Below are 11797 nucleotides of genomic sequence, written 5' to 3'. Positions count from 1 at the left end.
GTCACTCGACGCGACGGCTTCAGCCGACGGCGAGTTCGGCGGCGGTCTTGCCGATCTGGCTCTCGTCCACGGCCTTCATGATGCCGTGCTCCATGAGCAGGTCTTCCAGCTCGTCCATGGTGATCGGGGTCGGGATGATGCCGTTGCCCGAGTTGCCATGCACCTTGGTGGCGAGGTTGCGGTAGTGCTGAGCCTGCGCGGAATCCGGCGCATACTCGATCACCGTCATGCGGCGCAGCTCGGCGTGCTGCACGATGTTGTCGCGCGGCACGAAGTAGATCAGCTGCGTGCCGAGCTTCTTCGCCAGGGACTCCGCCAGCTCGTACTCCTTGTCGGTCTGGCGCTCGTTGCACACCAGGCCGCCCAGGCGCACGCCGCCGGAGTTCGCATACTTCAGGATGCCCTTGGAGATGTTGTTGGCCGCATACATGGCCATCATCTCGCCGGACATGACGATGTAGATTTCCTGAGCCTTGTTCTCGCGGATCGGCATCGCGAAGCCGCCGCACACCACGTCGCCCAGCACGTCGTAGGACACGTAGTCGATGTCCTCGTAGGCGCCGTTCTCCTCAAGGAAGTTGATCGAGGTGATCACGCCACGGCCGGCGCAGCCGACGCCCGGCTCCGGGCCACCCGACTCCACGCAGCGGATGTCGTTGTAGCCGACCTTCATCACGTCCTCGAGCTCGAGGTCTTCCACCGAACCCGCGTTCGCGGCCAGCGAAAGGATGGTGTCCTGCGCCTTGGCGTGCAGGATCAGGCGGGTCGAGTCCGCCTTCGGGTCGCAGCCCACGATGAGGATGCGCTGACCAAGCTCGGTCAGGGCCGCAAGCGTGTTCTGGGACGTGGTGGACTTGCCGATGCCACCCTTGCCGTAAAACGCGATCTGTCGCAGCGAAGCCATCTTGCTCTCCTTCGAAACCTTCAAACGAGGATTCGGTGGTCTCCGGACCGCTGCGGGGCACGCAGACGGACCCGGGGACGTTGCACTCCGGCGCGGATGCGGACGGGGCCCTTCCGGAGCCCACCAGCCAGCAGCCTGGCGCCTGACAGTGATCTAGCAACGTCTATGCCAGCGATTTTTGGGAGATTTTATTTATTAAAATCAACATGTTGCTGACGTCATACAGGCATGTTCAGAACCCGACACAGGTGTTTCGGCGGCCGACATGCCAGTTTAGGGCTGTTTGAAACAGGACACTGCCGGCCCCGCCCACACTCCTGTCGAAAGCCGACAATCGCCGTTCCCGGCCGCATGTCGCATTTTCGACCTTGCCCCTCGACGAGAGCCTCCCCCAACGCAAAACGGGCCGGCGAAGCCGACCCGTTGCTGTCCGTGAAGCGGAGGCCCTGCGCCCGACGGCGCCGGCCTCAGCCGATCAGGTCCTGCGCCTTGCTCAGCGCCGCGACGAAGCGGTCCACTTCCTCGCGGGTGTTGTAGAGGCCGAACGAGGCGCGGCAGGTGGCCGCGACGCCGAACCGCTCCAGGAGCGGCATGGCGCAATGGGTGCCGGCACGCACCGCGATGCCGTCATTGTCGATGAGCGTCGCGAAGTCATGGGCATGGGCGCCGGCGATCTCGAACGAGATGATGGCGCCCTTCTCCTTGGCCGTGCCGATGATGCGCACCGAGTTCAGCTCGCCCAGCCGCTCCTGCGCATAGCGGCACAGCTCGTTCTCGTGGGCACGGATGCGCGCCTTGCCGATGGACTGGATGTAGTCCAGCGCGGCACCTAGCCCCGCGGCCTGCACGATGGCCGGCGTGCCGGCCTCGAAGCGGTGGGGCGGGTCGCCATAGGTAACGGAATCCTGCCGGACCACCCGGATCATCTCGCCGCCGCCGTTGAAGGGCGGCATGGCCTCGAGATGCTCATACTTGCCGTAGAGCGCGCCGATGCCCGTGGGGCCATACAGCTTGTGGCCGGTGATGATGTAGAAGTCGCAGTCGATGTCCTGCACGTCCACATCGAGGTGGACCGCGCCCTGGGAGCCGTCCACCAGCACGGGAATGCCGCGCGCGTGGGCGATCTTCACCACCTCCTTCACCGGGACGGTGGTGCCCAGCACGTTGGACATCTGGGTGATGGCCACCAGCTTGGTGCGGTCCGTGAGCAGCTTCTCGAACTCGTCGAGGAGGAAGTTGCCCTCGTCGTCCACCGGCGCCCACTTCAGCACCGCGCCCTGGTTCTCCCGCAGGAAGTGCCACGGCACGATATTGGCGTGGTGCTCCATGATGGAGAGGACGATCTCGTCGCCCTCCTTGATCCGGGCCTTGCCGAAGGTGGCGGCCACGAGGTTGATCGCCTCCGTGGCGCTGCGGGTGAAGATGATCTCTTCCGGCCGCGCGGCGTTGAGGAAGCGCTGCACCGCGTGGCGGCCGCCCTCATAGGCCTCGGTCGCGGCATTGGCGAGATAGTGCAGGCCACGATGCACGTTGGCATATTCGGACGTGTAGACCTGCTGGATGCGGTCGAGCACCGCCTTCGGCTTCTGCGCCGAGGCGCCGTTGTCGAGATAGACGAGCGGCTTGCCGTTGACCTTGAGGTCGAGGATCGGAAAATCCTCGCGCACGCGCATCACATCGTAGGAACCGTTCGAGACCGCAGGGTGAAGGGCGGCCGACTGAGGGACGGTCATTGGTTCACTCCCGACCCAACAACCAGGCGCGCGTCGCCTCGGCGAGGGCGGTGCGGATGCCGTCCTCGCCGATGGCGTCGATCACCTCGCCGACGAAGGCCTGGATGAGCAGCGCCTCGGCCTCCTTGGCGGGAATGCCGCGGGCCATGAGATAGAACTTGATCTGCTGGTCGAGCGTGCCGGTGGTGCAGCCGTGGCCGCACTGCACGTCGTCGGCGAAGATCTCCAGCTCCGGCTTGTTGCAGGATTCCGCCGTTTCGGTCAGCAGCAGCGCGCGGCTGAGCATGCGGGCGTCGGTCTTCTGCGCCGCCTGGCGCACGGCGATCTTGCCCTGGAAGATGTCCTGCGACGCGCCGTCCAGCACGGCGCGGAAGGATTCCCGGCTCTCGCCGGCCGGCGCCGCATGATCCACCGACAGCATGGTGTCGGCGTGCTGCTTGCCCGCGAGCAGGCTCACGCCGCCCATGTGGGCCTTCACATTCTCACCCGCCAGATGCAGCAGAAGCTGGTTGCGCACCACGGCGCCGCCGGTGGTGAAGAAGGTGTTGGAGAAGCGCGCGTCGGCACCCACCTTCGCCAGCATCGTGGCGAGATGCACGGCGTCGCTGCCTTCGGTTGTCACCTTGACGCGCTCGAACGTCGCGCCCGCGCCCACCACCAGCTCCAGCGCCGTATTGACCTGATAGGCGATGCCAGCAGGTCCTTCGTGACTCTCGACGAGGGAGAGGCTCGCGCCGTCTTCCACCACCACCAGCGAGCGCGTGAAGGCGGCCACCGGGGTCTCGGCCGTGGTCACGAACACCAGTTCCACCGGCCGCGGGATCGACGCGCCGGCGGCAACGTGGACCACCACGCCGTCGCCCATGAGCGCGGTGTTGAGGGCGAGCACGGCATCCGGCGAGGCAACGGTGCGGCCGAGGTAGCTTGCGGGAAGGCCCGCCGGATCGGCCAGCGCATCCGCCATGGAGGCGATGGTGACGCCGGGCTCCAGATCCGAAAGGTCCGACAGCTCCGGCACGAAGGTGCCGTTCACCACCACGAGGCGGCGGAAGCCGAGCGTCGAGAACAGGCTTCCGGCGGCCACGGCCTTCGCCTTGGCATCCGCGTCCGGCAGCGGCGCGAGGGGCTTGGCATCGCGCATCAGGGCGCGCAGGTCGGTGTATTTCCAGCTTTCGACCCGCCGATGCGGCAGGCCCGCATCGGCGAAGGTGTCGAAGGCCGCAGTACGCTGGGCCGCCACGTCGGGACCGCCGGGCAAGCTGGCGCGCACGGCGGCGAAGGTCTCGGCCAGCGCCAGTTCGGCGCCGGTCTTCGTGGGGCGGACGATTGCCGGAGCTGGGGAAGCCATCACGCGGCCTCGCTCTGGTACTGGGCGTAGCCGGTGGCCTCGAGTTCCAGTGCCAGCTCCTTGCCGCCGGTGTGGACGATGCGGCCGGCGTTGAACACATGCACCACGTCCGGCACGATGTAATCGAGCAGGCGCTGGTAGTGGGTGATCACCAGCATGGAACGCTCCGGCGAGCGCAGCGCGTTGACGCCGTTGGAGACCACCTTGAGCGCGTCGATGTCGAGGCCCGAATCCGCCTCGTCCAGCACGCAGAAATAGGGCTCCAGCAGCATCATCTGCAGGGTCTCGTTGCGCTTCTTCTCGCCGCCGGAGAAGCCCACGTTCACCGGGCGCTTGAGCATGTCGGCGTCGATGCCAAGCGTCTTGCCCAGCTCGCGCACCTTGCGCACCAGTTCGGGCGAGGTCAGCTCCACCTCGCCGCGCTTCTTGCGCTGGCTGTTCACCGCCGTGTGCAGGAACGCCATGTTGGAGACGCCGGGGATTTCCAGCGGATACTGGAAGCAGAGGAACAGGCCCTGCGCTGCACGCTCGTCGGGCGACAGATCGAGCAGGTTCACGCCCCGGAAGATGACCTCGCCGCCGGTGATCTCGTAGCCCGGCTTGCCGGAGAGGACATAGGAGAGGGTGGACTTGCCGGCGCCGTTCGGCCCCATGATGGCATGCACCTCACCGGGATTGATGGTGAGGTTCATCCCGTTGATGATCTTGCGCCCCCCAGCGATCTCGGCATGGAGGTCCTTGATTTCGAGAAGGGGAGCCATGGTGAAGATCCTTTGGTTATTGTTGCCCGGCGACGCGACCTGAACACAAGGAAGGGAAGGCGTCGTCAGCCGACGCTGCCTTCCAGGCTGATGGAGATGAGCTTCTGCGCCTCGACGGCGAACTCCATGGGAAGCTGCTGGAGCACGTCCCGGACGAAGCCGTTCACCACGAGCGCGACGGCATCCTCCTGAGAGAGGCCGCGCTGCATGCAGTAGAACAGCATGTCTTCCGAGATCTTCGAGGTGGTCGCCTCGTGCTCGAACTGCGCCGTAGGGTTTTTCGCCTCGATATACGGCACGGTGTGTGCGCCGCAGAGGTCGCCGATGAGGAGCGAGTCACAATTGGTGAAGTTGCGCGCCCCGGCCGCCTTGCGGTGGGCCGAGACGAGGCCGCGATAGGTGTTGTTGGACTTGCCGGCCGAGATGCCCTTGGAGATGATCCGGCTCGTGGTGTTCTTGCCGAGATGGATCATCTTGGTGCCGGAATCCACCTGCTGGCGGCCGTTTGAAATGGCGATGGAGTAGAACTCGCCGGAAGAGCCCTCGCCGCGCAGCACGCAGCTCGGATACTTCCAGGTGATGGCCGAGCCGGTTTCCACCTGGGTCCAGGAGATCTTGGAATTCTTGCCGCGGCAGTCGCCGCGCTTGGTCACGAAATTGTAGATGCCGCCCTTGCCCTCGGCATCGCCGGGGTACCAGTTCTGGACGGTGGAATACTTGATCTCGGCGTCATCGAGGGCGACCAGCTCCACTACGGCGGCGTGCAGCTGGTTCTCGTCGCGCATGGGCGCGGTGCAGCCTTCGAGATAGGAGACGTAGGAGCCCTTGTCGGCGATGATGAGGGTGCGCTCGAACTGTCCCGTATTCTTCTCGTTGATACGGAAGTAGGTGCTCAGTTCCATCGGGCAGCGCACGCCCGGCGGGATGTAGACGAACGAGCCGTCCGAGAACACCGCCTGGTTCAACGTCGCATAATAATTGTCGGTCGCCGGCACCACGCTGCCCAGATACTGCTTCACCAGATCTGGATGCTCGCGCAGGGCCTCGGAGATGGGCATGAAGATCACGCCCGCGGCCTTCAGCTCCTCCTTGAAGGTGGTGGCCACGGAGACGCTGTCGAACACCGCGTCCACGGCGATCTTCGGCCGCTCGCCCTCGGGGATCTCGACGCCAGCGAGAATCACCTGCTCGCGCAGCGGAATTCCGAGCTTTTCATAAGTCTTCAGGATTTCCGGATCGACCTCGTCCAGCGACTTCGGCGCCTTGAACTTCTTGGGCTGCGAATAATAATAGAGGTCCTGGAAGTCGATCTGCGGGTAGCTGACGCGCGCCCACTCCGGCTCCTGCATGGTGAGCCAGCGGGCGTAGGCGTCGAGGCGCCACTGCAGCATCCACTCCGGCTCTTCCTTCTTGGCCGAGATGAAGCGGATCACCTCTTCGGAGAGCCCCTTCGGCGCCTTCTCGGATTCGATATTGGTCTCGAATCCGTATTTGTACTGGTCGACGTCGATGGAGCGAACCTGTTCGACTGTGTCCTGTACGGCCGCCATCTGGTCCTCCGTTCAACTGTCAGGCTGCGGCGCCGGGCGCCGCGCGCGGGGGGTTGGGAGCGGAGCCCGGACGGCCCCGATCTCGTATTCGGTGGAGGGAATGCCCGCCGGGACCAGCAAGGATGGGTCCGTGCGGAGCCGATCGGGCCGGCATCCCCACCGCGGCGCCGCCGGAGCGGGCCCTCCCGCCGCACCCTCAGGCACGGCCCCAGGCCTGCAAACGGCGGGCGCCGCCGGGTGTCATGCCGGGACGCAGGTATTCTCCACCGGGCAGACCACGGCGCACTGGGGCTTGTCGAAATGCCCTTCGCACTCCGTGCACTTCTTGGGGTCGATCACATACATGTCCCGCTTGAGGCTGATGGCAGCATTCGGGCACTCGAACTCACAGGCACCGCAGACGGTGCACTGGGACGCGACGATCTTGTAGGCCATGGGCTAGCTCCGCACTGTGCAGATTGGCAGGCGCAGACCCTCTTTCAAGCACCGTGCCATCGGGCAAGAGCTTGATTTTTAATTGTTATTCTTACGGGTCAGACTCGCGGGCCGCTGTCGTTCACCCGACAAGGTGTCGCAAGTGCGACAGCGCGCGCGTCCGTGTCCAGGGCGCCGGGCCTGATCGGCGGCCGCTTCCAACCGGCACGAAAAAGCCCTCCCCGCAGGGCGGAGAGGGCTTGTTTCGGTTCAAGGTCCAAAGGTGTAAAGACGGCGGCCGGGGCCGATCAGAAGCGCTTGATCTCGATGTCGTGCTTCTTGAGGGCGTAGCCGATCTGGCGGGGCGTGAGGCCGAGCAGTCGCGCGGCCTTGGCCTGAACCCAGCCGGCCCGCTCCATAGCGTCCACCAGGCGCTCGCGCTCGGACATTTCCTCGTCCAGGACCGTGGCTCGCACGGGCACGGCGGGGGCGGGTGTGGGAACCGGCACGGTCAGCGGCGGCAGGCGCGGCACCGTGTTGGAGTTGGCCGCCTCGCCGCTGATGGCGGACAAGGGCGGCATCACCGGCAGGGGGATTTCCATAGGCCGGCGCGTCTGCGGCGCGTCCGCCGGGCTGCGCCACAGCAGCGCCGACAGGCATTCGTTATGACGACAGGCGAAGTCGTCGCCGACGATGGAGCCGCCCTGCGCGAGGGTGGCGGTCCGCTGCACGCAATTCTCCAGCTCGCGCACATTGCCGGGGAAACCGCAGCCCATCAGCACGTCCATGGCGTCCTGATTGAAGTGCAGGTCGCGGCCGTTCTCGCGATTGAAGCGGTCGAGGAACTCGTTGGCCAGGAGCGGGATGTCGCCGCGCCGGTCGCGCAGGGAGGGCACGATCACCGGGATGACGCTGATGCGGTAATAGAGGTCAGCGCGGAACTCGTTCTTGGCCACCGCCTCTTCGAGGTTCTTATTGGTGGCGGCGACGACGCGCACGTTCACCTTCAGCGTGTGGCTGCCGCCGACCCGCTCGAATTCCTGCTCCTGCAGCACGCGCAGCAGCTTCGCCTGGAAGGAGGGGGAGATCTCGCCGATCTCGTCCAGGAAGAGCGTGCCCTTGTCGGCGAGCTCGAAGCGGCCCTTGCGCGCCCCGACGGCGCCGGTGAAGGCCCCCTTCTCGTGGCCGAACAGCTCGGATTCCAGAACGGATTCGGGCAAAGCGGCGCAGTTGAGCTTGATGAACGGCCCCTTGGCGCGGGGCGAGAGCTCGTGGATGGCTTTGGCGATCAGCTCCTTGCCGGTGCCCGATTCCCCGCGCAGCAGCACCGGCGAATGGGACTTGGCGACGATCATGATCTTGTCGAGCAGCCCGCGGATCTCGCGGCTGTCACCGATGATGCCGTCCACATAGACGCGCTTGCGCTCGCGGCCGGCGCTTGTCGGCTTCAGCTCCGACAGCTCCTTCTGCAGGCGTCCGCTTTCCGCCATCAGCCGCTCGCGGTCGCGCGAGACGACGCGATGGAGCTGAACCGTCTGGCCGATGAGGTTCGCCACCATGGTGAGGAAGCGCACGTCGGAATCGAGCCGGAACACGGAGCGGCCGTCCCACACGCGGTCGATGGTGAGCGTGCCGATGACCCGGGACGCCACGCGGATCGGCACGCCGATGAAGGACACGCGCGAGTCTTCGCTGGCGCCGAGCGCCTGCGCGTCCGCCTCGCTGAAAGCGGGATGGGAGGCGACATTCTCGGCGATCAGCGGCACGGCGGTCGCGATCACCTGTCCGATGGCCTTCTCCGGCAGGCGCGCGCGGTAGCGCGCATCGGTGCCTTCGTTCCAGCCGCCGCCGACAGTGATGTCGGGAATGCCGTCGTCTTCGAGCAGCGAAATCACGCCATGGCGCATCTGCATGAAGGACGACAGAAGATTAACCACGCTCGACAGCGTGGTTTCGAGACGATTCGGGGCCGTCAGAATCTTCGAGATCTCGTAGATCCCGGTCAGAGCCACGTCGCTCAGTGAAACGAGGGGCACATGAGATCGAGGCTGCTCGCGCTCGATTTGCAACGCTTCCTGCTGAACCATGGTGCTCTCTCCATCACCCCAGGCACCGTCCCCACCCATTTTTGTCTGATTAGCGACACTTTGATTTAGTTTCATTCTCATGTCGTGCCCAAGGTGAGGGCAAGATTTGATGCTTGTTTGAGCACCTGCTGACCAATTGTCGTCTTTGCTGCGACAACTTGGCCATTTCCGGCGTGAGTTGGGCATCCGCTTGTCAGAGAAGGGACGAATTGGCCGTCTCGCCGGCAAAAAGATTTCGCGCTGCGAAATCATCCCGACTCTTCTTGCCGCAACTTTCCGCACACTGCCTTTCGCAGTGCAGCGAAGAGGACGCGGGTACGGCGTTCCCTTCCGTTCGCCGGCGCGTTCAGTTCGCCTCGAACAAAGCGAGGCGCGCGGCGGCGGTGTCCGGGCGCTCGGCCCGCAGCAGGTCCGTCATCTCCGGTGCGGCCAGGGGGCGGAAGAAGAGGAATCCCTGCGCCAGCTCGCAGCCATTGTCGCGCAGGAACCGGGCCTGTCCCGCCGTCTCCAGCCCCTCCGCCACCACCCGCATGCCGAGCTTGCGGCCGAGCTCGATCACCGCGCAGACGATGGCGGTGTCGAAGGCATCGCGTTCGATGTCCTTCACGAAGCTCTGGTCGATCTTGATGGTGTCGATGGGCAATTGCTTGAGGTGGATGAGGCCGGCATAGCCCGTGCCGAAATCGTCGAGGGCCACCCGCACGCCCGCGCGGTTCAGTTCGTCGAGAATCGGCGCCACGTGGTCGGAGCTGCGGCCGAGGAAGACGGTCTCGGTGATCTCCACGTCGAAATGCGACGGCTCCACGCCCGCGGCGTGGAACTGGCGCAGCAAAGTGGGCGCGAGGTCGCGGTTGGTGAACTGGGCGGGCGCGAGATTGATGGCGACGCGGCCGCAGTCGTAGCCGAGCTCGATCCAGCCGCGCACGTCGCTCGCCACCCGGCGGACCATGCGTTCGCCGATCAGCACCGCGAGTTCGGGATCCGACAGCGCCGCCTCGAAGGCCGAGGGCGAGAGGATGCTGTGCGGCGAGCGCCGCCAGCGCACCAGCGCCTCCACCCCGGCGAGCTGCCCGGTCACGAGCGACACCTTGGGCTGGTAGTAAGGCACGATCTCGTCGTCGGCGAGGGCGCCGATCATCGCCCGGTTCAGCGCCACCCGCTCCAGCACCGCCTGGCGCATGGCCGGCGCGTAGACGACCACGCGGTTGCGGCCCTGCTGCTTGGCGGCATAGAGGGCGAGGTCGGCGTCCTTCATCAGCTCGCCATACGAGCAATCGTGCTCGGGACACACGGCGATGCCAACGCTCGCGCGGGTGGAAAAGTGGCGGCCGGCATGCAGCAGCGGCCGACGCAGCTCGGCGAGAATGCTCTGGGCGACACGCCGGCCGAGCCCAATGGGGTCCGGCCCCTCGATGGCGCAGACGAATTCGTCGCCGCCGAGCCGGGCGATGAGGGCCGGCTGGTCGACGAGGGCATCGAGCCGGTGCGCCGTCTCCATCAGCACGGCGTCGCCGGCATCGTGGCCCAGGGTGTCATTGACGTCCTTGAGTCCGTCGAGATCCAGGAGCAGCACGCAGATGCCCTGCCCCGGCTTCCGACGGGCCAGCGCGGCTTCCAGCCCCTCGTGGAAGGCGGAGCGGTTGGGCAGGCCGGTGAGGGCATCGTGGCTGGCCGCATAGCGGGCCCGGCGCTCGGCGGCGCGGCGGTCGGTGACATCAACCAAAGCGGCGACGAGATTGGGCGAGGGGCCGGAGCGCGTCACCGCGGCCGCCATCACGACCTGCCGCTCCTCGCCGTCGGCGAGCGTCACCGTGGTCTCGAACTCGGTGGCGATGCCGTCGCGGCGCAGGCGATCGCGAAGCGACAGGCCCCCCTCCCCGCCGAGGCTCGCCTCGCACAGGCCCCCGGCATCGGGCAGATCGAGCGTCCCGCCATAGAAGCGGCGCGCGGCCTCGTTGGACTTGATGTGCCGGCCGTCCTCCAGCCGCGCCACGACCAGCGGAATCGGCACGGCCTGGAAGGTGTTCTCCAGGATGTCCTCGCTGGCGCGCAGCTTCTCGTTGGCCTCCCGCTCAGCCCGCACCACCGACCAGAAGCGCCGCTCCGTGCGGTTGGCGCGGGCGGCGATGAGCGCCAGCATGGTGTTGAGCACGGCGACCGCGAGGGCGAGGCCCACCCCCACCTGCCAGCCCGCCGACCGGTCGAGATAGCCGTAGAGCAACAGGGCGCTCGCCCCGAAGCCTCCCGAGACCAGCCAGCCGAAGGGTATGGGGACGGCCAGATAGAAGACCGTGGGCAGCAGCATCACCACGAACAGGGCAAGGTCGCTGTGCGAACTCACCAGCACCGCGATGGCCGCCGATATGCCCCAGAGCCAGACGAGATAGATGGCGGTCATACGCCCGGGCGTGGTCGCGATCTGGACCGCCACCAGGCAGAGCAGCGACAGCGCGACCACCGCGAAGCGCGCGCTCACCGCCACCACGAAATGGGCAGTCCCGGCGAATCGCCAGTCGCTCATCAGGAACAGGGCATTCAGGATGACCGAGGCGGCGAAAAGGAAACGCCCGTGCCGCCGCGCCTCTTCCAGGCAGGCCACACGGAACCGCTGCTCCGTGGCCTTGTCGACGAATTCGCCGCCGAACGCGCTGAGACGAACGTCCTCAGCGCCTCCGAGCCCATCAGAGTTCCCGACCTGCCCCGTGATACCTCTCATGAGACGGATTCTAATGGTCATTCCCGCCCTGCGCCAGCACGCGAGGCGCGCGGCCGGGGCGTAATCGTATCGCTGGCCACGATTTTCTTCGAACGTTTCTTGGCGGCCGGACAGCTCGACAATTCATGGGGTCCGGCAATGCAATCGCCGGATACCGATACACCTCGGAACTACTCTGGGATGCACTACGGAATTCCGTATACCGCGAGTACGATCTGGCCGGCATTCCAAGGCGGACGCGTTGCATGGCGGCCATTGCGTGCTGTACTGCGGCGGGACGACGC

Annotated in this window: 8 protein-coding genes; all 8 read right to left on the bottom strand. The window is 66.1% G+C overall.

The window, feature by feature from the left end; translation table 11 throughout:
• Positions 1 to 19: 19 nt before the first annotated feature.
• Complete coding sequence (gene nifH, locus D7006_RS01570; protein ID WP_029555901.1) at positions 20 to 904, bottom strand: nitrogenase iron protein; 885 nt, start codon at positions 902 to 904, stop codon at positions 20 to 22.
• Between the two features lie 467 nt (positions 905 to 1371).
• Entirely contained in the window at positions 1372 to 2637 is a 1266-nt protein-coding gene (locus tag D7006_RS01565; RefSeq protein WP_237355304.1) for a cysteine desulfurase, read from the bottom strand.
• A gap of 4 nt (positions 2638 to 2641) precedes the next feature.
• Positions 2642 to 3985 (bottom strand): Fe-S cluster assembly protein SufD, encoded by a 1344-nt coding sequence (gene sufD / locus D7006_RS01560; RefSeq protein WP_237355303.1) that lies wholly within the window; start codon positions 3983 to 3985, stop codon positions 2642 to 2644.
• Positions 3985 to 4746 (bottom strand): Fe-S cluster assembly ATPase SufC, encoded by a 762-nt coding sequence (sufC, locus tag D7006_RS01555; protein ID WP_029555938.1) that lies wholly within the window; start codon positions 4744 to 4746, stop codon positions 3985 to 3987. The genes sufD and sufC overlap by 1 nt, the downstream gene beginning before the upstream one ends.
• A 65-nt stretch (positions 4747 to 4811) precedes the next feature.
• Positions 4812 to 6296: a Fe-S cluster assembly protein SufB gene (sufB, locus tag D7006_RS01550; RefSeq protein ID WP_024281077.1), complete on the bottom strand. Its 1485-nt coding sequence runs from the start codon at positions 6294 to 6296 to the stop codon at positions 4812 to 4814.
• Between the two features lie 240 nt (positions 6297 to 6536).
• Positions 6537 to 6731 (bottom strand): 4Fe-4S binding protein, encoded by a 195-nt coding sequence (locus tag D7006_RS01545; RefSeq protein ID WP_029555939.1) that lies wholly within the window; start codon positions 6729 to 6731, stop codon positions 6537 to 6539.
• 287 nt (positions 6732 to 7018) lie between these two features.
• Complete coding sequence (gene nifA, locus D7006_RS01540; RefSeq protein ID WP_237355302.1) at positions 7019 to 8797, bottom strand: nif-specific transcriptional activator NifA; 1779 nt, start codon at positions 8795 to 8797, stop codon at positions 7019 to 7021.
• A gap of 346 nt (positions 8798 to 9143) precedes the next feature.
• Positions 9144 to 11396, bottom strand: a complete 2253-nt coding sequence (locus tag D7006_RS01535) for a bifunctional diguanylate cyclase/phosphodiesterase (protein ID WP_237355301.1) — start codon at positions 11394 to 11396, stop codon at positions 9144 to 9146.
• Positions 11397 to 11797: the final 401 nt, after the last annotated feature.

This window comes from Xanthobacter sp. YC-JY1 (assembly GCF_021730305.1).
Lineage (GTDB): Bacteria > Pseudomonadota > Alphaproteobacteria > Rhizobiales > Xanthobacteraceae > Xanthobacter > Xanthobacter flavus.
Note: the sequence above shows the minus strand (reverse complement) of the source record. Positions and strands in the feature narration are given on the sequence as shown.

Bases quoted from the DNA above. Each gene is read 5' to 3' on its own strand.
- nifA (WP_237355302.1), bottom strand. From the start codon at position 8,797: ATGGTTCAGCAGGAAGCGTTGCAAATCGAGCGCGAGCAGCCTCGATCT.
- sufD (WP_237355303.1), bottom strand. From the start codon at position 3,985: ATGGCTTCCCCAGCTCCGGCAATCGTCCGCCCCACGAAGACCGGCGCC.
- D7006_RS01545 (WP_029555939.1), bottom strand. From the start codon at position 6,731: ATGGCCTACAAGATCGTCGCGTCCCAGTGCACCGTCTGCGGTGCCTGT.
- sufC (WP_029555938.1), bottom strand. From the start codon at position 4,746: ATGGCTCCCCTTCTCGAAATCAAGGACCTCCATGCCGAGATCGCTGGG.
- sufB (WP_024281077.1), bottom strand. From the start codon at position 6,296: ATGGCGGCCGTACAGGACACAGTCGAACAGGTTCGCTCCATCGACGTC.
- D7006_RS01565 (WP_237355304.1), bottom strand. From the start codon at position 2,637: ATGACCGTCCCTCAGTCGGCCGCCCTTCACCCTGCGGTCTCGAACGGT.
- nifH (WP_029555901.1), bottom strand. From the start codon at position 904: ATGGCTTCGCTGCGACAGATCGCGTTTTACGGCAAGGGTGGCATCGGC.